17 protein-coding genes and 1 tRNA gene are annotated in these 20,330 nt (G+C 66.2%); 8 read left to right on the plus strand and 10 right to left on the minus strand.

Annotation, left to right across the window (positions count from 1 at the left end; all coding sequences use genetic code 11):
- Positions 1–2: 2 nt before the first annotated feature.
- Positions 3–1,571 (minus strand): TolC family outer membrane protein, encoded by a 1,569-nt coding sequence (locus BAU07_RS15695; RefSeq protein ID WP_084026071.1) that lies wholly within the window; start codon positions 1,569–1,571, stop codon positions 3–5.
- A 548-nt stretch (positions 1,572–2,119) separates the two neighbouring features.
- On the opposite strand from BAU07_RS15695, the gene BAU07_RS15700 reads away from it, so the two are divergent.
- Positions 2,120–2,195: transfer RNA gene (locus BAU07_RS15700), tRNA-Ala, on the plus strand.
- 76 nt (positions 2,196–2,271) lie between these two features.
- Here the strand turns inward: BAU07_RS15700 and BAU07_RS15705 are convergent.
- Complete coding sequence (locus BAU07_RS15705; protein WP_066659426.1) at positions 2,272–3,510, minus strand: glycosyltransferase; 1,239 nt, start codon at positions 3,508–3,510, stop codon at positions 2,272–2,274.
- Between the two features lie 92 nt (positions 3,511–3,602).
- On the opposite strand from BAU07_RS15705, the gene BAU07_RS15710 reads away from it, so the two are divergent.
- Positions 3,603–4,301 (plus strand): TetR/AcrR family transcriptional regulator, encoded by a 699-nt coding sequence (locus BAU07_RS15710; protein ID WP_066659428.1) that lies wholly within the window; start codon positions 3,603–3,605, stop codon positions 4,299–4,301.
- 31 nt (positions 4,302–4,332) lie between these two features.
- Here the strand turns inward: BAU07_RS15710 and BAU07_RS15715 are convergent, their stop codons facing one another.
- The gene (locus tag BAU07_RS15715) at positions 4,333–5,544 is read right to left on the minus strand and encodes an MFS transporter (RefSeq protein WP_066659429.1); all 1,212 of its coding nucleotides are present in this window, start codon (positions 5,542–5,544) and stop codon (positions 4,333–4,335) included.
- 191 nt (positions 5,545–5,735) lie between these two features.
- On the opposite strand from BAU07_RS15715, the gene BAU07_RS15720 reads away from it, so the two are divergent.
- From BAU07_RS15720 to BAU07_RS15740, 5 genes are all read left to right on the plus strand, one after another.
- Positions 5,736–6,695 carry a LysR family transcriptional regulator gene (locus BAU07_RS15720; protein ID WP_066659430.1) on the plus strand — a complete coding sequence of 320 codons (960 nt, stop codon included), beginning with the start codon at positions 5,736–5,738 and terminating at the stop codon, positions 6,693–6,695.
- A 181-nt stretch (positions 6,696–6,876) separates the two neighbouring features.
- The gene (locus BAU07_RS15725; protein ID WP_066659431.1) at positions 6,877–7,578 is read left to right on the plus strand and encodes a FadR/GntR family transcriptional regulator; all 702 of its coding nucleotides are present in this window, start codon (positions 6,877–6,879) and stop codon (positions 7,576–7,578) included.
- A gap of 74 nt (positions 7,579–7,652) precedes the next feature.
- Positions 7,653–8,627, plus strand: coding sequence for a Bug family tripartite tricarboxylate transporter substrate binding protein (locus BAU07_RS15730; protein WP_066659432.1), 975 nt, complete (start codon positions 7,653–7,655; stop codon positions 8,625–8,627).
- Between the two features lie 6 nt (positions 8,628–8,633).
- Positions 8,634–9,788 (plus strand): mandelate racemase/muconate lactonizing enzyme family protein, encoded by a 1,155-nt coding sequence (locus tag BAU07_RS15735; RefSeq protein WP_066659433.1) that lies wholly within the window; start codon positions 8,634–8,636, stop codon positions 9,786–9,788.
- Between the two features lie 13 nt (positions 9,789–9,801).
- Positions 9,802–10,974, plus strand: a complete 1,173-nt coding sequence (locus BAU07_RS15740) for a mandelate racemase/muconate lactonizing enzyme family protein (RefSeq protein ID WP_066659434.1) — start codon at positions 9,802–9,804, stop codon at positions 10,972–10,974.
- A gap of 78 nt (positions 10,975–11,052) precedes the next feature.
- On the opposite strand, the gene BAU07_RS15745 is transcribed toward BAU07_RS15740, so the two are convergent.
- From BAU07_RS15745 to BAU07_RS15775, 7 genes are all read right to left on the minus strand, one after another.
- Complete coding sequence (locus BAU07_RS15745) at positions 11,053–11,655, minus strand: c-type cytochrome (RefSeq protein WP_232338142.1); 603 nt, start codon at positions 11,653–11,655, stop codon at positions 11,053–11,055.
- Entirely contained in the window at positions 11,642–12,949 is a 1,308-nt protein-coding gene (gene soxC / locus BAU07_RS15750; protein ID WP_084025803.1) for a sulfite dehydrogenase, read from the minus strand. Before soxC ends, BAU07_RS15745 begins: the two co-directional genes overlap by 14 nt.
- A 188-nt stretch (positions 12,950–13,137) precedes the next feature.
- On the minus strand, positions 13,138–15,909 hold the full coding sequence (ppc, locus tag BAU07_RS15755; protein WP_066665477.1) for a phosphoenolpyruvate carboxylase: 2,772 nt from the start codon (positions 15,907–15,909) through the stop codon (positions 13,138–13,140).
- Between the two features lie 89 nt (positions 15,910–15,998).
- Complete coding sequence (locus BAU07_RS15760; protein WP_066659436.1) at positions 15,999–16,379, minus strand: VOC family protein; 381 nt, start codon at positions 16,377–16,379, stop codon at positions 15,999–16,001.
- 258 nt (positions 16,380–16,637) lie between these two features.
- Entirely contained in the window at positions 16,638–16,952 is a 315-nt protein-coding gene (locus BAU07_RS15765) for a YciI-like protein (protein WP_066659438.1), read from the minus strand.
- Positions 16,953–17,047: 95 nt separating this feature from the next.
- Positions 17,048–18,013 carry a Bug family tripartite tricarboxylate transporter substrate binding protein gene (locus tag BAU07_RS15770; RefSeq protein WP_066659443.1) on the minus strand — a complete coding sequence of 322 codons (966 nt, stop codon included), beginning with the start codon at positions 18,011–18,013 and terminating at the stop codon, positions 17,048–17,050.
- Positions 18,014–18,236: 223 nt separating this feature from the next.
- The gene (locus tag BAU07_RS15775) at positions 18,237–19,145 is read right to left on the minus strand and encodes a LysR family transcriptional regulator (protein ID WP_066659445.1); all 909 of its coding nucleotides are present in this window, start codon (positions 19,143–19,145) and stop codon (positions 18,237–18,239) included.
- Positions 19,146–19,344: 199 nt separating this feature from the next.
- Between BAU07_RS15775 and BAU07_RS15780 the strand changes: the two genes are divergently transcribed.
- A complete protein-coding gene (locus tag BAU07_RS15780) occupies positions 19,345–20,328 on the plus strand; it encodes a Bug family tripartite tricarboxylate transporter substrate binding protein (protein WP_066659446.1) in 984 nt (327 codons plus the stop codon).
- Positions 20,329–20,330: the final 2 nt, after the last annotated feature.

Below are 20,330 nucleotides of genomic sequence, written 5' to 3' on the forward strand. Positions count from 1 at the left end.
GATTACCACTTGGGGGCCGTTCCCGGGGTCGCCGGGGTGTTTTTCGAAGGCTTGTTCGCCGGAACCAGGTCCGGAGGCGCCGTGCCGTCGTTGTAAAGCACCTTCACCGGCTGCAGGCGCGTGGCGTCCGGCACGGTCGAATTGCAGAGCTTGATCACTTCGTCGCTGACCTCGAGCTTGCCGTTTTCTTCCGGCGTCTCGTCATTGGCCGGGCGCAGGCCCAGCGTGGGCAGCAACTTGTGCGACAGCGTCAGCCAGCGATATTGCGCGACCTGCAGGTCATACAGGGCGTTGGTCAGCGCACGGCGCGATTCGAAGAGTTCGTTTTCGGTGTCCAGCAAATCGAGCAGCGTGCGTTGGCCGATCTGGAACTGCTGGCGATAGGCATCGCGCACCTTGGTCGTGGCCACTTCGTGATCACGCAGGAAGGGCAGCGACTGGCGCAGGTGGACGATGTTGTTCCAGGCGATCGCCAGGTCCTGCTGGATGTTGCGGCAGGTGTAGTCGCGAACGTCGCGCGCAGCGTAGCCCTGCGCGGCGGTTTGCCGCAGGCGTGCGGAATCCGAGCCCCCGCGGTACAGGTTGTACGACATGACGACCTGTACGTTGGTGCTGCGGGTGTTCTTGTAGTCCGGGCCAGGCTGCGAGGTATCGGTACCGGTCGAGGCGACAAACTCGAACTTGGGCGAGAACGCGCCCTTGGCCGACTGCGTACCGGCATCCGCGGCTTGCAGCAGCGCCTGCTTGGACAGGAAAGAAGGATTGCTGCGCAGCGAATCGTTGAAGTTCTTCGGTTCCTTCGGCAGCTTTTCCTCGACGCGGGGAGGCGGCGCCAGCGTCGCCGGCACGTCCAGGTTGGTCACGCGGCGGAAGCGCTGCGTCACGTCGTTCAGATTGGCGCTTTCCGTCATCAGGTTGGTCTGGGCCAGCGCCAGGCGGCCACCCGCCTGTTCCATGTCCACGCGGCGGCCGACGCCCGAGTCCGCGCGCTCGCGGATCTGCTTGAGCGTTTCCTCGTGCAGGGTGTAATTCTGCCGCGCCAGCATTTCCAGGTCGCGGTAGCGCTCCACGTCCAGGAAAGCCTGGGTGGCATTGAAGGCCATCTCATCGCTGGTGGCCAGCAAATCGTAGAAGCGCGCCAGCTTCTCGAAGCCTGCCTGTTTCACATCGTTGTTCGTGCGGAAGCCATCGAACAGCAGCTGGCGCAGTTCCAGGTTGTAGCCCGGCCGGTTCCAGCTGGCGGAACCCTCGCCCGGCAGGTTGCTCTGCCATTCACGGCCCAGATAGCCCTGCGCATTGACCTGCGGCAGGAATCCGCCGCGCGCCACGTTCTGCCCTTCCAGCGAGGAACGGAAATCGTTGTAGCGCGCCTGGATCTCCGGGTTTGTCAGCAGCGTCTGCTCGACCACCTGATGGAGGGTGGCGCCGCCCGTGGTGCTGGTCGCCTGGGGTACCGATGCCGGCGGCATGGCGGGCGGCGTGGCGCGCGGCGTAGCGGGCTGAGCCAGCGCAACGGTGGTGATAGAGGCTGCAACAGCCGCAACTAGATGCTTCAGACGAAACGAGTGCATGACCTTCCCGTAATGCGTGATCGTGTTGGAGTAACAGCTGATTTCCCGGCTGTAAACTTCGAGCACAGCTCGTGCCGCTCCGCATACAGGTGGTTGTTCGAAGGGGAACGGTCTATGGGACAGCTATGAAGAGGAACCGCGGGCGGCATTGTCGAGTCGCTGGTCATCTGGATCAACTGCACAAAAACGCGATTTATTTCATAACTTGTCGGTGGTGTGCAAATATTATGATTCAGAACGCGCGGGAACAGGCCTCGGAGTTGTAATTCTCGCGCCAGGGTAGGTGTTGAAACTTCGACTCAACGCCCTTAAATATCCTATCTACTGGCAACGTCAGACAAAAAGACGTCAAATCCGAAACCTTACCCGACTAACGATAGCTAACAGTACGAAACGTTCGTATGTTTGGCGTTGGTACGAGGCCACAGATGAGTAGGTAACGTGATACATCTTCATGCATACATTTTTTGCGCCCCCGAGCGGAGACCGGATGCAAACTCCAACTGGCCCCAAACCAATTCTGGTATAGTTTCGGACTTGCTTCATGTGGGGCGGTAGCTCAGCTGGGAGAGCGTCGCGTTCGCAATGCGAAGGTCGGGAGTTCGATCCTCCTCCGCTCCACCACTCCAGCACCCCAGAAAAAGACCGGCCACCGCGGCCGGTTTTTCGTTTGTGGCGCAGAATACCTGGGCGCTCCTTCCTATGCGCGCTTTCCGGCCAGTCGCTCAACCGTTGCGACGGCCTGTCCCAGACCGTCCTCGCCCACCATCCTCTGGCCCAACTCGACAGCGCGGGCCTTGACGTCGTCTCGCTCAGCGAAGGCGATCGCCTTGGCGAGATCCTGGCTTCGCAGCCGCGCGCCCAACACCGCGGGCGCCGCCACGCCCTGCCGCCGGAGCCGGTCGGCCCAGAAGAACTGGTCCGCGGCAAAAGGGACGACCACCGAAGGCACGCCGGCGCGGGCAGCGGAATGCGTCGTCCCGGCGCCGCCGTGATGGACGACCAGGGATGTGCGCGGGAAAAGCCGGCTGTGCGGGGTGTTGCCGACGACGAAAAAGTTGCCTGGCAGCAAGGACGCATCGATACCGCTCCAACCGGGATAAAACAGCACGCGGCGGCCTTGCGTCGCCGCGGCCAGGGCCGCTGCCATACGCGGCGGGTCGAAGCCCGCCATGCTGCCGAAGCCGATGTAAACGGGCGGCGGCCCCGCGGTCAGGAACGCCTCCAACGCCGGTTCGGGCGCCCACCCGGAGTCGGCTGTCGTCCATTGACCGCAGACATGCGCATTCGCAGGCCAATCCGTGGGCTCGGGAATAAGGCTGGGCGAAACCCCATAGAGCATGGGGTGATCGGTCCAGACCCGCTGCCGGGCCGGCAATCCGCACACATCGGCGCGTGCGGCATTGGTGACATTGCGAAAGGCCCGCCAAAGCATGCCGTTCACGAAACGATGGTTGGTCCGGTTCAGCCAGCGCGGCACCTTGCCAGGCGGAAGGAAAGGCGAGGGAAAATCGGCGGTCGGGGTGATCGGGATAAAGCCCGCGCCGATGACCTGGATGCCGCGGCATTCGGCAACCGACAGGCCGACGAAGGCGGCCAGCCCGGACGTGATCAGGACATCGCATCCAGCCGCGGCGTCCATCACTTCCCGCATCCAGGCCGCGGTGTGGGAATTGGCGATCCAGGCCAGCGCCTTCGAGGCGCTATTGAAGCTGGCCTTGCGCCGCACCGCCGAGGAGAGCACGGAGCCCGGCTTCATGGCATCCCGTATATCGCCCGAGAGCGGTTGGGCAGGCACCCCCAGCGCGGCGGCCGAACCCAGGGTCGAACGATCCGCCAGGAGGCTCGCATCGTGACCGGCGTCCATCAGGGCGCGGCACAGCGCCGCGAAGGGACGGGTATCCCCTTCCGTTCCATACGTAACCACCAGGATTTTCATTGCCCGACCCCAGGCCGGCCGCGCGAGGCGGCGGAGCCGAAAGTATACGACGTATACTTCTGCATATTGTGCATAGATGACAGGGGCCTAGCATGGACGTCATTCCCGACGGCGAAGGACGCAGGGCACGCAAGCGCCGGCAGATGCTCGAGCACCTGTCGGGCACGGCGGCGCGTCTGTTCGAAACCCTGGGCTACGACCCGGTGACCATGGAGCAGATCGCGGCCGAGGCCGATGTGGCAAAACGCACGCTATACAACCACTTCCCCACGAAAGAAGCGCTACTCGCCTATTGGATCGATGCGCAGCTGGAACGGGACCTGGCGCGCTTGCGTAAAGACGTCGCCAAGCGCAGGACTTTCCTGTCTCGTATCGCGTGCATGCTCGACGCATCGGCCCAATGGTGCGAGGAACACCCCACCTATCTGATGGCATACCTGAAGCATCGCTTCCTCACTATCGACGCGCCCCGACCCCACGACGCCACCGAGCGTCGCGATATCGCCGAGGTGTGGCGCCAGTTGATCGTGCAAGGGCAGCAGGCTGGCGAACTGCGCAAGCAACTTTCCGCCGACCAGCTCGCGACCAGCTTCCATCATCTGTACCTGGGAGCCTTGCTGCGATGGCTGAATGTGCCCGGCCTGTCGCTGCGACGCGAATTCCGCGGGATCACATCGCTGTTTCTCCAGGGCGCCGCGGCGACCGGCGCCAGGGCGCCAGGGCGCGCTTCGCGCGCAGGCCCCCGAAATACAGGAGGCCAAACCGGCCGATCGGAAGCCGACGACCGGTGATCTCCTGCCGGCGAGACGGGCCTGTGCCGCCTCAGCCGCGGGCCGGAATGCGAGGCGACTCCAGGGCGAAGACCAGGACCAGTGCGCCCGCGGCCATCGCCAGCACAAGCAGCGAAACCGCCGGCCACCCGAAGGTCGCGGCGATCGCGCCTGCGCAAGCCGGGCCGACGATCAGGCCTACGTTGTTGCCTTGCATGGCAAAGCCCACCGTCGCCCCGACAAGTTGCGGACGAGGCGCATACCTGGGCGCGTAGTCGAAAATCACCGTAGGGATCAAGCCTCCCAGCAAGGAATAGACGATGCAGAGCACATAGGCGATGAGCGGCGGCGTGGCGCCGCCCAGGATGCCGAAGATGCTCAGGCTACACAGCGCCATACCGCCAAACGCGCCACGCAATAACCGGTGCCCGGATACGCCCCGCACCAGGAGTTGGCCGCCCAGGATGTTGCCACCGGCGCTGGCCGCGACCGCAATTGCGCTCAACATGCTGGCCGCTTGGTTGCCCACCGAGAACCATCCGGAAACCAGCGTAGGCAGGAATCCGAACAACGCAAAGTAAGCAGCCGAAAAAAACATGAACAGGCCGCCCAGGATCCACGGGTCGCGCGCGACAAACGCGTCGCGCACGTCGCGACCGATGGAGCGGCGCGCCGGAATGTCCGCCTGAGGCGGCAATCGCAGGCCCCACAGAAGCAAAGCTGCGTAGGCCAGGGGAATGGCTGCGTTCATGTGCCAGAAGCCTCGCCAGCCCAACATGTCCAGCGACGGGGCCGCCAGGAAGATCAGCGTCATGCCCATCGGCATGAACGTGGCCCAGAGCGCCATCGCCCGTCCGCGCACGGCCACGGGCGCCACGGCCGCGACCAGGGTGGGAGCCGCCACGATAAGGCACAGGAAGCCCATGCCTTCCAGCACGCGCGTGGCCAGCAGCGCGAAGGCATCGGGAGCCAGGCCGCCCAGCAGCGAACCCACGCCCTGGAGGAGCAAGCCGACCACTGCCATCCGCCTGGCGCCCACATGGTCGACGGCCAGGCCGATCGGTACGCCGGCGATGGCGCCGACGATCGCAAAGGAAGAGAGCAGCCAGGAAGCGGCAGCCAGGCTGAGGTCCAGGTCTCCCTGTACCGCGGACATCGCCATGGGGGCCTTGCCGACCTGGAAGGCCGAAACGATACCCGCCCCCACGATGAGCAGGATCGATGGCCAAGGGCCATACATGCGATTCATAAGCGTGTTCGACATATCCATTCCCTGCGTGTGCCCCGCCGCCGCCGGCGGTACGGCGCCCCTGGCCCTCGGTGCGGCCCTGCCGTCACGCCTTTCCATGCTTAGCCAGCACGATCGATCGGATCCCACTGCGTCTTGACTATGTTCGATTGTTCCGATAGATACAAGGCACAATATTTCGCTCTCTCCGATCTATTAAATCGATCATGCTCGATTCGCTCTCGCTCAACCAGATCCGCATCTTCGTCGCCGTCGCGGACAGCGGCAGCTTCCGCGCGGCGGGCACCCGGCTGCGGCGCGCGCAGTCGGCCGTCAGCCATGCCATCGCCGCGCTTGAGTCCGAGCTGGGCGTCACGCTGTTCGACCGCTCCGCGCGTACACCGGTGTTGACGCAGGCGGGGCGTACTTTGCTCGAGGACGCGCGCTCCCTGCTGATGCGGGTGGACTTCCTGCGCGCACGGGCGCATGGACTGGGGCAAGACGTGGAGTTGGAGATCTCGATCGTGGTGGACACCCTGTTCCCCATGCCTACTCTGTGCGCCGCACTGAAGGACTGGCACGCGGCCATGCCCTCGGTGCAACTGCGGCTCTCGGTAGGCGCGCTCGGCACGCCGCTGGACGCCCTGCTGGCGGGACGCTGCGCCATGGCCATCATGGTGGGCGAGGATTTTCCGGACAGCCGCGTGGAGCGAGAAGCGCTGACCACGATCGACTTCGTGGCGGTGATTGCGCCGTCGCACCCCTTGGCCCAGGCCGTGGGGCACGGGTTGAAGCCCCGTGCCGCGGATCTGGCGGACTACCTGCAGATCGTCCAGACCGACCCATCGCCTCTTTCCGCCGACCGGGACTTCGGTGTGATCTCGCCGCAGACCTGGCGTGTCGGCGAGCAGGACACCAAGCTCGCGCTCATCCGCGCGGGATTGGGATGGGGCCGTATGCCGCTGTGGGCCGTCGAGACGGACCTGGCGGAGGGACGCCTCCTTCGTCTGCCGGTCCAGGCCTTGGGACCACAGGGCGGCAACGTGGTCCAGGCTTATCTGGCGCACCGGCAGGACGCCGCCCGGGGACCCGCGGCGGCAGCCCTGCGCGCGCACCTCGTGCGACATCTGGCGCAAGGGCCGACGCGCGGCACAGCCCGCCGTCCCGCAGGGCGGCCGCAACCGTAGGCACGGACAATGGGCGTTCAGCTCCGGTAAAGCCTGGACCTGCCCGACACATGACAATACGCATTTGCACGCCAGTCATATATATGTATGATAACCACGTGACATGCTGATATGCCGGGCGCCGACCCGGCGCCCCGCCCGATGCCGGCATGCCCTTCCCATCGCACTGGAACGCCCTTCTATGTCCACATACCTGCGCAACGCCAACCTTACCGAGAAGCTCAGCGAGATCCTCGGCCGGCAGATCGAGTCCGGCGAGCGCCCACCGGGCAGCCGCCTGCCCACTGAAGAACAACTGGCGCTCGAATATGGTGTCAGCCGCACGGTGGTTCGCGAGGGCATCGCCCGCCTGAAATCCGACGGCCTCGTGACGACACGGCAAGGCCTGGGCGCCTTCGTGGCGGAATCGCTGATAACGGTCCCCTTCCGCATTACGCCCGATGCCCTCACGCCGCAACAGACGGTGCAACAGGTCTTCGAACTGCGCATTGGGGTCGAAACGCAGGCCGCCGCCCTGGCGGCGGAACGCGCCAGCGCAACGCAAGTGCGCGAGATCCGCGCCGCACTCAGGGAACTGGAGAAAATCCAGAAACATGGCGGAGACGGCGTGGAAGAAGATATGCGGTTTCATCGCGCCATCGCGCGCGCGACGAACAACCGCGTGTACGACGATTTCACGCGTTTCCTGGAACGCCACGTCCGCCAGCAATTGACCATCAGCCGCGGCAACAGCAGCGTGGCGGGATGGCTGCAGGCCGTACAGCAGGAACACCAGGCCATCTACGACGCGATCGCGGTGCGCGACAGCGAAGCCGCGGGCCTTGCCGCGCGCGCGCATCTGCGCAACGGCATGGTCCGATTGCGCAAGTTCCACGCCCATTAGGGCCCGTACGGGCCCCAGGGCCGATCCCGCCCACCTCCGGAGACACGGAAGGGGCATCCCACAGGAGGAGACACATGAAACCAAGAAACTGGTTGGCCGCGCTGGGCATCGCCTCGGCGCTTGCCTTCGGCGCGGCATCGGGCCCCGCCCAGGCCGCCTATCCGGACAAGCCCTTGCGCCTGATCGTCGGCTTCCCTCCCGGCGGGGGTACCGACATGCTGGCCCGCTACCTCGCCCAGCACCTGGGCAAGTCCCTGGGCCAGTCCGTCGTGGTGGAAAACCGCGGCGGAGCCAACGGCGTGATCGGCACCACCGAACTGGCGCGGGCGGCGCCGGATGGCTATACGCTGATGCTGACGATTTCCTCGCACATCACGAATGGCCTGCTCTACAAGGACCTGCCCTATGACGTGCTGAAAGGGTTCACGCCGATATCGGTCGTCGCCACCTCGCCCTTCGTACTACTGGCCAATCCTGCCCTGCCCGCGAACAACCTGGCCGAGCTGATCGCCCTGGCCAAGGCGAAGCCGGGCAGCATCAACTTCGGCTCGCCGGGCAATGGCTCGACCCAGCACCTTTCCCACGAACTGATGAACCAGATGGCCGGCGTAAAGATGACCCACGTGGCCTATCGCGGTGGCGCGCCGGCCATGAACGATCTGCTGGCGGGCCAGGTTTCGCTGATGTTCCTGACCACGGTGCAGTCCCTGCCCTTCCTGAAGGAGAAGCGCCTGAAGGCCCTGGCGGTCAGTTCGGCGCAGCGCGCCAGCGTCCTGCCCGACGTGCCCACCGTCGCGGAAACCGTGCCGGGCTACGAGTCGGACGTATGGTTCGGCGTCATCGCGCCCGCCGGCACGCCGCAGGCCATCGTCGACAAGCTCAACAAGGACATCGTTGCCATCGTGCGCACGCCGGAAACGCAGAAGTGGCTGGCCCAGCAAGGCGCGGTGCCGGTGGGCGACACGCCCGCCGAATTCGCCGCCCTGATGCAAGGCGAATATGCCAAATGGACAGATGTCTTCAAGAAAACCGGAATCAAGGCGGAGTAAACAAATATGGCAGTTATCGAATCCGTATCGGCCTGCATTGCCAGGGTCCCCCTGGACAACCCGGTGCAGTTCTCCACGCGCACGGTCAACGCGCGCGAATATTGCCTGGTGCGCGTGCGCGACCGAGATGGCGTGGAAGGGGTGGGCTATTGCTATGCGGTGAACACGTCGGGCCGGTTGTTGCAGGTCGCCGTAACCGACCTGCTGGCGCCGCTGCTGCTCGGGCAGGACAGTTGGCGCATCGAAGGACTATGGCGCGACATGTACCAGGAAGCGCTGCTGCAAGGCCGCGCCGGCGCGGTGCTGCGCGCGCTGTCGGCGCTGGACATCGCGCTCTGGGACCTGAACGCGCGCAGCGTCGGCCAGCCCCTATACAAGCTGCTGGGCGCGACCGTGTTGGACAAGGTGCCCGCTTATGCCAGCGGCGGTTATTACTGGCCCGGCAAGACGGACGACGACCTGGCGGCGGAGATGCGCGCGTTCGTCGACCAGGGCTACAAGGCCGTCAAGATCAAGGTCGGCAAGCTCACGCCCGGCCAGGAAGCCGAGCGTGTCGGCAAGGTACGGGCAGCCATCGGCCCCGACGCCCACCTGATGCTGGATGCCAACAACGCCTGGCCCGACCTGGCGACGGCGTTGCAGTACATGGAGCGCATCGAGCCGCACCGGCCCTATTGGATCGAGGAACCGTTCTCGCCGGACGACATCGATAACCATGTGCGCCTGGCCCGCGCCAGCCGGGTGCCCGTGGCCACCGGCGAGATCGAGGCCGGCCGCTGGCGTTTCAAGGAGGTGCTGGAACGCGGCGCCGCCTCCATCCTGCAGACCGACGCCACCGTGTGCGGCGGTATCACGGAGTGGCGCCGGATCGCCGCCACGGCGGCCAGCTTCGGCGTGCCGGTGGCGCCCCACGCATGGCACGACATCCACGTGCACCTGGTCGCGTCCTGCCCCAACGCGAACTGGATGGAGTTCATGCCGGACGACCACATCGTGAACCTGCGCCGCCTGCTGGACCGCCAGCTGGAAGCGCGCGACGGCAATCTGCTGCTTCCCACGGAGCCCGGACTGGCGTTCCGCTTCGACGACGCGGCGGTCGCCCGCTATGGCGTGACCTATCCGGGAAACGCCGGCCCCTGGGTCACGCTGCAACGCCAATAGGCAAGGAAGCCCCATGAAGATCACCGCTGTACAAACGCTGGCGCTGGAGGCGCCGCTGGACAAGCCCTGGCGTATTTCCACTTTCACCCTGAGCTCCCTGACCGCCACGGCGGTCAGGATAGTCACCGACGAAGGCATCCATGGCACGGGCGAGTGCATCGCCCGGCTGGGCCCCGGCGTGACCGCCGCGGTGGTGCGCGAGATCCTGGCGCCTGTTCTGCTGGGCCGCGATCCCTGCAATGTGGAGGGCCTGTGGGAAGACATGTATCGCACGATGCGCGCACGCGGCCACTCGCGCGGCTTCCTGTTGGAAGCGATCTCGGGTGTCGATATCGCGCTGTGGGACTTGCTGGGCAAATCCGCCGGCAAGCCGACATGGCAATTGCTCGCGGGCCATGGCCGCCAGCAGATCCAGGTATACGCTTCTTCCGTCCTGCTGGACACGCCAGAGGTCATGGCGGAAGAAGCGCGCGCGCTGGTACGCCAAGGCTACCGCGCCATCAAGCTGAAGGTCGGCGAGGGTATCCATGCCGATATCCCGCGCATCGAGGCGGTGCGCGCGGCCGTGGGCAGCGGCATCGAAATCATGCTGGATGCCAACGCCGGCTATGACCCCGTGTCGGCCATCGTGGTGGGCCGGGCGTCCGAGCGGCTGGGCGTGTACTGGCTGGAAGAGCCCGTGCTGGCCGACGACCTGCCCGGCTATGCCCGCGTCCGCGAGGCCGTCAAGGACATACGCCTGGCGGCCGGCGAAGGCGAATTCACCAGCGCGGGATTCCGGCCCTTCTTCGAGCAGGGGCTGCTGGACGTGGCCCAGCCCGATATCGCACGGGCTGGCGGCTTCACCGGTTGCCGCCGCATCGCCGCCTATGCCGATGCATACAACATCGCGGTGTGCCCGCATACGGGCGCGTCAGGCCCCATCTGCATCGCGGCGTCCATGCATCTGTCGGCGGCCATCCCGCAGTTCCGCTATTTCGAGGACATGTACATCCGCAATCCGCTCCACGACATGCTGGCGCGGCCCCTGCCCGCCCAGCGCGACGGCCTCATCGCCGTGTCGAACGAGCCCGGGCTGGGCGTGACGCTGGACGACGCGGCGCTGCGCCGGTACGCGCGCGGCGGCCAGGATTGGCAGGACTGCGGGGATCAGCGGCCGTCCGCACGCCCGAGGTCGGAAGGATAAGCATACCGCGCGGTGGGCACCGCCCCGGGGATCACTAGCCGTGGCGCCCGCGTTGCCGGCGCGAATTCCCGGGCTGCCTCACTGCGCGCCGGACTTCCCTTCGCTAGCGCGGGCGGCCCGGGCATCCCCCTTCGGATCTGCGCCTTGCTGCAGGAAGAACCCGTCACGATTGGGCATGCGCACCTTCGCGAGAGCCGCCGCATCCAGCGTCGCGTCGTCCTTCACGATGCCGTTCATCGCGAGCAGGTATGCCGTCACGGCATAGACTTCGTCGCTGCTCAGCGACTGCGGCGCCGTCAGGGGCATCGCGCGACGGATGTAGTCGAACAGCGTGGTCGCATACGGCCAAAAGCTCCCGACGGTGCGTACCGGTTTGCCGCTTGCAAGGGTACCCATGCCGCCCTCCAGGCGGTCGCCCATGCCGCCTTCCCCTTTGGCGCCGTGGCACGCCGCGCACTGCGCCGCATAAATCTGCTTGCCTTGCTGCACCGTGCCCTGCCCTGGCGGCAGATTCGTCCCGTCGGGAAAAACGTCGATGTTCCAACCCGCGATCTGTTCAGGCGTGGCGGGCGTGCCCAGGCCGTAGCGGTCCGCGGCCTGCGATGGCGCGATGCAGGCAAGCAGGGCCGCGGTAGCGGAGAGGCAGGCCAGGCGCATGGAAGTGTCTCTAGAGGCGTGCATTGGTCACTTCCCCGGATTCGGCGATGCGCCACGGCGTCATGGCGTTGTTGTGATAGAAGTAATTGGGACCGCGTACCGCCAGCAAGTCCTCCAGTGCCGGCTGCACATAGCCGGTCTCGTCGGTTGCCCTGCTCATGATGACCGCCGGACTGCCGTCCCAACGCCATGGCAACCGGAAACGCGTGATCGCGCGCGTCAATACCGGATCCTGCAGCCGGGCCTCCTGCCAGGTCTGGCCGTTATCCACCGACACGTCCACACGGGTTATCTTGCCGTGCCCACTCCAGGCGATGCCGCGGATTTCGCAGAACCCGGGCCCCGGCAAGCGCTGCATGCCCGACGGTGCGGTGATGATGGACTTGGCCTCCATATAGAAGCTGAACTTGCGCGCCTTGCCGTCCGGCATGAGGTCCGTGTATTTGGAGGTCTCCTCGCGGGTATAGGCGGGCTCGGCGACCACATGCAGGCGTCGCAGCCACTTGATGCTCATGTTGCCCTCATATCCGGGCAACAGCAGCCGTACCGGATACCCTTGCTCGGGACGCAACCGTTCGCCGTTCTGGCTGTAGACGAGCATCGCGTCATCCAGACATTTCTCGATCGGGATGCTGCGGTTCATCGCGGCGGCATCCGCCCCTTCGGCGATGATCCACTTCGCGTCCTTCTTCAACCCGGCTTCTTCCAATACGGTCTTCAGGGGCACGCCCGTCCATTCGGCGCAGGACACCAGTCCATTCGCCTCGGCCGCGGTCTTGCCATATGCCGTGTAGCTGGGGTTGCCCGAGCATTCCAGGAAATAGATATGCGATTCGGATGGGAAGCGGCGCAGCGCTTCCATCGTGAAGACCAGCGGCCTTTCCACCAGTCCATGCACCATCAGGCGGTGCTGCGCCGGGTCGATCTCCGGCACGCCGCCATGATGGCGCTCGTAGAACAGGCCATTGGGCGTGATGATCCCGTCGAGTTCCTGCAATGGCGTGCGGGTCGAGGAAGAAAAGTACTGTTTATCCGTCGAACGCAGATGGCGAACGACATCTTTCTCGTACAAGGAAGGGACGCCATAGAGTTTGCCGCCGGTGGGCGCTCCTGGCTTCCCGGTCCATTCCGGCACGGCCGGCGGCAGGTTGCCCGAAGCTGGCGTCGCGGCGCTGGCGGACGCGGCGCCTGGAGGCTGCTGGGCCAATGCGGTACCCGCCGCTCCGGCCAGTCCAACCATCACACCCTGGCGCAGGAATCGCCGCCGGTTCGCCTTGTCGGGCACGAGGCCCGCGGGACTGGGTAGCTCTTTCTTCATCGCCTTCCCTCCTTGGATTCCATCGACACTAGCGCAGGTCGGGGCGCTTGTCGATCGGCATCCGGCAGGCGGACGGATGAACACCCTGCCGTGCGGCGACGCGCACAACGGAAGGGCGCCGACCCGCGGCGCCCTTCGCTGCAGCAAACTTTCCGGCGCCGCGACGCAACGCCGGCGCACACACGCCGTCAGCCGCTATTGCGCAGCCCGGCCGCGATCCCGTTGATCGAGATGTGTATCCCGGTCTTGACCACCGCGTCTCCCCTGCCCTCGCGATAACGCTGCATCAGCTCGACCTGCACATGGTGCAGCGGATCCAGATACGGGAACCGGTGGCTGATGGAGCGCGCCAGCACCGGGTTGCGTGCCAGCCGTTCACGGTCGCCGGTGATGCGGGACAGCGCCTGCGCGGTGCGCCGCCATTCGGCCTGGATGGCGGCGAAGACCCGCTGGCGCAAAGCGTCGTCGTCCACCAGTTCGGCATAGCGCGACGCCAGCGCCAGGTCGGATTTGGCCAGCACCATGTCCAGGTTGGAGAGCAGCGTGCGGAAGAACGGCCACTGGCGGTACATGGCGCGCAGCGCTTCCCAACGCTGGTCGGCATCCCCCGCCGCATCCTTGTCGTCCGGGCCGGCGCCGACAAAGGCTTGTACCGCCGTGCCGAACCCGTACCATCCCGGCAGCGTCAGGCGGCACTGCCCCCAGCTGAATCCCCAGGGAATGGCGCGCAGGTCCTCGATCTTCTGGCTGCCCGTGCGCGATGCCGGACGCGATCCGATATTCAATTCGGCAATCTCGCGGATCGGCGTCGAACCGAAGAAGTAGGCGCCGAAGCCGGGCGTTTCATACACCAGCGCGCGATAGGCGCCCATGCTCGCTTCGGACAACGCGGCGGCGGCGCTCAGGAAGGCTTCCGGCGCCGGCTCGTCGATCTGCACCAGCGTGGCCTCGAGCGTGGCCGCCACCAGGGTTTCCAGGTTGCGCCGGCCGATGTCCGGGTTGGTGTACTTCGAGGCGATGACCTCGCCCTGCTCCGTCAACCTGAGCTGGCCCCGGACGGTTCCCGGCGGCTGCGCCAGGATGGCCTGGTAGCTGGGACCGCCGCCGCGGCCGACCGTACCGCCACGCCCATGGAACAGGCGCAGCTTGATCGGCGCGTGCGCCCCGAACTCATCGAACAGGCCTGCCAGCGCAATTTCGGCGCGGTACAGCTCCCAGTTGCTGGTGAAGATGCCGCCATCCTTGTTGCTATCCGAATAGCCCAGCATGATGTCCTGTTCCGCGCCGCTGCGCTGGATCAGGCCCCGGATGCCCGGCAGGGCGTAGAACCCGCGCATGATGCCGGCGGCGTTGCGCAAGTCCTGGATGGTCTCGAACAGCGGTACGACGATGAGTTCGGCGCGCGCGTCCTCGCCGAGCAGGCCGTGCAGCAGGCCGCACTCCTTCTGCAGCACCAGCACTTCCAGCAGGTCGCTGACCGTCTCCGTATGGCTGATGATGTAGTGCCGGATCGCATGGTGCCCGTAGCGCTCGCGCATGCGACGCGCCATTTCGAAGATGGCGATCTCGCCGCGCGCAAGGTCCGTATACGCGGCGTCGGGAATGCGCAGCGGCCGTGGATCGTCGAGCAGCCGCAACAGCAGCGCCACGCGGCCGTCCTCGGGCATGCCGGCATAGTCGGCGTGCACGCGCGCGACCGCCAGCAGTTCGGCCACCACCGCCTCGTGCTTGTCCGAACTCTGGCGCAAGTCGACGGTGGCCAGGTGGAATCCGAATACATCGGCGGCGCGCATCAGGGGCCGCAGCCGCTGCTCGGCCAGCGTCCGGCCATGGTGGCTTGCCAGCGATTGCGCAATGACGCGCAGGTCGCCCAGGAATTCCTCGGCGCCGGAATAAGGGGGCTGCGCCGCCACCGGATGCGGCGCGGCCTCGGCCCCGGTCAGTTCGTACAGCGTCGCCGCCAGCCTCGCATATATCCCGGACAATGCCTTGCGATACGGCTCGTCGCGCCGGTGCGCGCTGTCGTCGGGCGAGCGCGCCGCAAGTTCCAGCAGGGCGGGCGATACGTCGACCAGATAAGACGACATCGACAGTTCACCCCCCAGCTGGTGCACTTCGGCCAGATAATGGCGCAGCGCGGTCTCGGCCTGCCGCCGCAACGCGTAGTCCAGGGTTTGCGCGCTGACGTTGGGATTGCCGTCGCGGTCGCCGCCGATCCACTGCCCCATGCGGAAAAAGCTGGCCACGTCCCGCGCCGGGATCTCACGCTCCAGGCTGGCGTAAAGCCGCGGGATCTCCCGCAGGAATGTGGTCTGGTAATAGCTGAGGGCATTCTCGATCTCGTCGGCGACGGTCAGGCGCGACATGCGCAGCAGCCGCGTGGTCCATAGCTGGATGATGCGGCCACGCAATTGCTCGGCATTCGCATCGAGCTCGCGCGCCAGCACGGCGTCATTGGCCCCGCCCACGCCGCGCGCCCGTATATCGTCGCGTTCCGCCAGCAATTGCGCGATGGCGCGCTGTGCGTCCAGGATGCTCTTGCGCTGGACCTCCGTGGGATGCGCCGTCAGCACGGCCGACACATGGCTGCCGGCCAGCGTTTCGGCGATACGGTCCGGGCCGATGCCCGCCCCGCGCAGCCTGGCCATCATGGCCTCTATGCTGCCTTCCTGCACGTCGCCCGCACGCTCGCGCGCGAGGCGGCGGCGAATGTAGTGGCGGTCTTCGGCGAGGTTGGCCAGCAGGCTGAAATAGGTGAACGCCCGCACGACGCAGACCAGCATCAGGCCGGACAGCGATTGCAGCAGGCCCTTGAGGGTCTGGTCGGCCTGCGCGTCGGCATCGCGCCGGAACGCCACCGCGAGCTGCCGGACCTGCTCGACCAGCGTGTAGGCCTGCTCCCCTTCCTGTTCGCGGATGACTTCGCCCAAAAGCCGGCCAAGAAGACGGACGTCTTCCATGAGCGGCTGTTCCGTCGCGGGGCGTATCGCGGAATCAGCGGATTCGCCTGCCGCAGCGTGCGGCAAGCCGGAGGTTTCGTGGTGAACGCTCATACCGCCGGCTCCGAGATTTCGATCAGGTTCAAGTCGGGATCGCGCAGGTAGATCGACCGGATGCGTGAGGTGGCGCCGGTGCGCATGACCGGGCCTTCGAGGATCGGCACGCCCAGCTCGCCCAGACGCGCGATGACCGCGTCCAGCGGACGGCTGGCGATGAAGCACAGGTCCAGCGCACCCGGTACGGGCGTATGCGCCTTGGGTTCGAACTCGCGGCCCTTGACGTGCAGATTGATCTTCTGGTTGCCGAAGAGAAAGGCCTTGCGCCCTTCCCCGAATGTCTCCAGCCGCATGCCCAGGATGTCGACATAGAAACGCACGCAGGCGGCTTCATCGGAGGTGGTCAGGACAAGGTGGTCCAGGTGGTCGATCAATGGCGTGTCTCCCCTGATTCGTTGCGCCGCAGTCCCAGCGCGGGGCTGCCGGCCATCGGCGCAAGTCGCGCGACCATCCGAATGTATGGGATTCCACCCTGATTTGGAATTCCCGTTTGGTGCAGCCCGCCTTCGCGTTACGCAAAGGGCACGGTGGCTACGGGAAATTGCCGGCGCGGCGTCCGTGCAAGGTTGCCGGAAGTGACCCGCGGGCCCAGCCCGACGGGCGGGCCGTGCCGCGGCCCAACGAGATGCCCCCTAACGGGATGCGGACTCCGGCCGGACCGGCGTGGCGGCGCCGCCGCCTACGACGGTATGCCAGGGTTTGACCGTCCAGCGTGTCACCAGGCCGTTGATGACGTAGGGATCGCTGCGGGCGAAGTCCTCCGCCACCGCTGGCGTATCGGCCTGGAACACCAGCAGCGCGCTGTCCACCGGATCGCCTGCCGCCCCGGCGAGCACGATGTGTCCACGATCGGATGCCTGCCACGCCAGGGCCAGGTGGACTTCGCGGTACGGTCCGCGCCGCGCCAGGTAATCCGGCGCCAGTTCGTACGACAGCAGGTAGTGCATGGTGGAACTCCCGGATGTGAAAATGGCCGCCGGCGAATGCCGGCGGCCATTGCAGGGAACAACGGCGCGCCGTGCCGGGGCGCTTGCCGTTCAGCTTACTTCTTTTCCTTCAGGATCTCGGCCCACTTGGCGGTCTGGTCGGCGATGAACTTCTTGAAGACCTCCGGCTTTTCGCCGCCGGCATCCGCGCCGATGGTTTCCAGCACCTTCTTCATCTGCGGGTCCTGCAAGGCTTCCACGGTGGCCTGGTACAGCCTGGCCTGCACATCGGCCGGCGTCTTGGCGGGAACCACCAGGCCGTACCACGTCGAGAAGGTGTAGCCGGGCACGCCGGATTGCGCGATCGCCGGGATGCCGGGGAAGGAGGCGCTGGGCTGTTCGGTGCTGACGCCAAGGGCGCGCACCGTACCGGCGCGTATCTGCGAAATCGCGGAGCCGCTGGTCTCCAGCGCCATCTGGATCTGGCCGGAGATCAGGTCCGCCATCATGGGCGCGCCGCCCTTGTAGGGCACGTGCAGGATGTCGATCCTGGCCATGCGCTTGAACAGCTCGCCGGCCAGGTGCTCGGTGCTGCCGATGCCGGCCGAGCCGAAATTCAGCTTGCCGGGGTTCTTCCTGGCGTAGTCGATCAGTTCCTGTACGGACTTGACCGGCAGGTTGTTGTTGACGATGAGCAGGTTGGGCGACGACGCCACGATGGTGATCGGCGCGAAATCCTTCTCGAAGTCATAAGGCAGCCGGTCGTAGGTCGACGGCGCGATCGTGTGCGCAATGGTCGACAGGAACAGGGTGTAGCCATCCGGGGCGGACCGGGCGACGTAGCCCGCGCCGATCGTGCCGCCCGCGCCCGCGCGGTTGTCCACGATCACCGGTTGGCCCAGTTTCTGGCTCAGCAGCTGGGCCAGCGGACGGCCGACCATGTCGGTCGTGCCGCCCGGCGGGAAGGGGATGACCAGCGTGATGGGCTTGGCGGGCCAGTCAGCGGCGTGGGCCATCAGCGTGCTGGCACAGAGGACGGTGCTCGCGAGCAATTTCCCCATCAGGGATATGCCGAGTTTCATTTGATTCTCCATACTTTGATCCGACAGCGGCGGATCGATGTGATGAATGCGGGTCCCGGGACGCCTTGAAGCCGTTTCTATGAGGACCGCCGTATTGCCGCGAGCGCTGGGGCCGGATTGTATACCCCCATATACGGGCAAACCCTAGCTGCGCACAGAACCCCTCTGCACGGATCGTGAAGTCCACTGCGGGCTTGCGGCGCGGTACGGCCCTGCCCGGGGGTCAGGCTATCGTCCAGGGCCGCGCGCAGACTTCGCCGCGCAGGCACTCCAGGAACTGCGAGGCCCGCGCCGAGCGGGCTTCGCGGGACGGCAACAGGGCCACCACATCGGCGTCGGGCAAGCGCCAGCGCGGCAGCAGGGCGATCAGCCGGCCCTCGCGCAGATGCGCCGCCACATCCCATTCCGAACGGACCACGATGCCCATGCCGGCCAGCGCCCATTCGCATACGACGCCGCCCTCCGTGCTGGCCAGGACGGGATCGATGCGCACGCTGTCGACCTTGCCGCCTTCATCCGTAAAGCGCCACAGGGTGACATCTTCATCGTTTTCGCGCAGCGCGATGCAGGCGTGCCGATGCAGGTCGGCCGGGCGCGCGGGCGCGCCATGCCGCTCCAGATAGGCCGGGGCGGCACACAGGATGCGGCGATTGAACGCGATGCGCTGCATGACGAGCGCCGAATCGCGCAGCTCGCCGATATGGACCATGACATCCCAGCTGTCCTCCGCGAGGCGCGCGGGACGATCCGACAAGGTCAAGGTGGCGGTGACTCCGGGATGGTCGCGCCGCACCCGCGCCACGGCGGGCGCCACATAGCGATGGCCGAAGCCCAGCGGCGCCAGGATGCGGAGGTGGCCGGCCACCACGCCACGGCGGCTGCCCACGGCTTCGGCCAGTTCGCCCAGTTCGTCGCAGATGCGCCGCCCGCGCGCGGCCAGCAGATCGCCCTCGTCGGTCAGGGCGATGCGGCGCCGGCCGCGTTCCACCAGCCGCACGCCCAACCGCCGTTCCAGCGCGGCCAGGCGCTGCGTGACCGCCGGCGGCGTCACGTCCAGCGTGCGCGCGGCCTCGGCCAGCGACTGCGAGGCCACCACAACCAGGAAGAAACGCAGGTCTTCGCTCGACAACATCCCCTTTCCCTATTAACTCTCGTCTTAAGCGCGCATTCAATCGTCGTTAATCCCCGACTTTAGCCTTGTGGTCATACTGGCGTCATCCGAGCGTTTCCCCCGACACGCCGGCCCGCCGGCCGGCCCCGGGCCGCGCCACCGACGGTTGCGCGCCGCATCGCGGCAGGCGGCGCCGTCACACCTCGTTATGGAGCCTTGCATGCGACGCCTGTTCCTTCATACCCTGACCGTCCTTGCCACCGGCGCCCTGCCCTTCGCGTCATCCGCCGCCGAGCCGGGGTGGCCGCAGCGCCCGGTCAATGTCATCGTGGCGTCCGCGGCGGGCGGCTCGGCCGACGTGCTGAGCCGCATCGTGCTCAATCACGTCGCCCAGGAGATCGGCGCCACCTTCATCATCGAAAATCGTCCCGGCGCGGCCGGCAACATCGGTATGAGCCAGGTCAAGCGGGCGACGCCTGACGGCTATACGCTGGGCTACGGCAACATCAATACGCTGGCGGTCAACCCAGCCCTGTTCAAGCAACTGCCCTATGATGCCAGCAAGGATTTCCAGCCCGTCGGACAAATGTTCGCGGTGTACAACCTGCTCGTCGTACGCGGCGATTCGCCCATCCGTTCGGTCGCCGATCTGATCGCCCGGGCCCGGCGCGAGCCGGGCAAGCTCTCCTATGGCGCGGCCGGCATCGGCAGCAGCGGCCAGATGGCGGGTGAACTGTTCAAGCAAATGGCAGGCGTGGACACCATGTTTATTCCGTATAACGGCGATCCCGCTTCCCTGCAGGATCTTGCCGGGGGGCGCCTGGACTATACGTTCACCAACGCATCGGTGGCCTACCCGCTGGTGCAAAGCGGCAAGCTGCGTGCGCTGGCGATCACCAGCAAGACGCGTGTGCCGCTGTTTCCAGACCTGCCGACGCTGGACGAAGCGGGATTGAAAGGCTACGAAAACGTGTCGTGGGGTGGACTGGTCTTTCCCGCGGGCACGCCGCGCCCCGTCGTCGACAAATTGTCCGGGGCATTGCAGAAGGCGCTGGCCAGCGATTCCCTGCGCAAGGACCTGGCCAACGCCAGTGCATCGCCCGGCACGCCGGGTTCGCCGGAGGACTTCGGACGTTTCATCGCGACCGAACAGCGCAAGTGGAGCGACCTGATCGCCACCGCCCATATCGAAAAGCAGGATTGACG

The organism is Bordetella flabilis, from assembly GCF_001676725.1.
In the GTDB taxonomy this organism is placed as follows: Bacteria; Pseudomonadota; Gammaproteobacteria; order Burkholderiales; family Burkholderiaceae_B; genus Bordetella_C; species Bordetella_C flabilis.

What these genes read in the sequence shown, in the direction of transcription:
- BAU07_RS15780 (WP_066659446.1), top strand. Translation starts at nt 19,345, where the DNA reads ATGCGACGCCTGTTCCTTCATACCCTGACCGTCCTTGCCACCGGCGCC.
- BAU07_RS15735 (WP_066659433.1), top strand. Translation starts at nt 8,634, where the DNA reads ATGGCAGTTATCGAATCCGTATCGGCCTGCATTGCCAGGGTCCCCCTG.
- BAU07_RS15725 (WP_066659431.1), top strand. Translation starts at nt 6,877, where the DNA reads ATGTCCACATACCTGCGCAACGCCAACCTTACCGAGAAGCTCAGCGAG.
- BAU07_RS15765 (WP_066659438.1), bottom strand. Translation starts at nt 16,952, where the DNA reads ATGCACTACCTGCTGTCGTACGAACTGGCGCCGGATTACCTGGCGCGG.
- BAU07_RS15770 (WP_066659443.1), bottom strand. Translation starts at nt 18,013, where the DNA reads ATGAAACTCGGCATATCCCTGATGGGGAAATTGCTCGCGAGCACCGTC.
- BAU07_RS15695 (WP_084026071.1), bottom strand. Translation starts at nt 1,571, where the DNA reads ATGCACTCGTTTCGTCTGAAGCATCTAGTTGCGGCTGTTGCAGCCTCT.
- BAU07_RS15705 (WP_066659426.1), bottom strand. Translation starts at nt 3,510, where the DNA reads ATGAAAATCCTGGTGGTTACGTATGGAACGGAAGGGGATACCCGTCCC.
- ppc (WP_066665477.1), bottom strand. Translation starts at nt 15,909, where the DNA reads ATGGAAGACGTCCGTCTTCTTGGCCGGCTTTTGGGCGAAGTCATCCGC.
- soxC (WP_084025803.1), bottom strand. Translation starts at nt 12,949, where the DNA reads ATGAAGAAAGAGCTACCCAGTCCCGCGGGCCTCGTGCCCGACAAGGCG.
- BAU07_RS15715 (WP_066659429.1), bottom strand. Translation starts at nt 5,544, where the DNA reads ATGTCGAACACGCTTATGAATCGCATGTATGGCCCTTGGCCATCGATC.
- BAU07_RS15710 (WP_066659428.1), top strand. Translation starts at nt 3,603, where the DNA reads ATGGACGTCATTCCCGACGGCGAAGGACGCAGGGCACGCAAGCGCCGG.
- BAU07_RS15740 (WP_066659434.1), top strand. Translation starts at nt 9,802, where the DNA reads ATGAAGATCACCGCTGTACAAACGCTGGCGCTGGAGGCGCCGCTGGAC.
- BAU07_RS15730 (WP_066659432.1), top strand. Translation starts at nt 7,653, where the DNA reads ATGAAACCAAGAAACTGGTTGGCCGCGCTGGGCATCGCCTCGGCGCTT.
- BAU07_RS15775 (WP_066659445.1), bottom strand. Translation starts at nt 19,145, where the DNA reads ATGTTGTCGAGCGAAGACCTGCGTTTCTTCCTGGTTGTGGTGGCCTCG.
- BAU07_RS15745 (WP_232338142.1), bottom strand. Translation starts at nt 11,655, where the DNA reads ATGCACGCCTCTAGAGACACTTCCATGCGCCTGGCCTGCCTCTCCGCT.
- BAU07_RS15720 (WP_066659430.1), top strand. Translation starts at nt 5,736, where the DNA reads ATGCTCGATTCGCTCTCGCTCAACCAGATCCGCATCTTCGTCGCCGTC.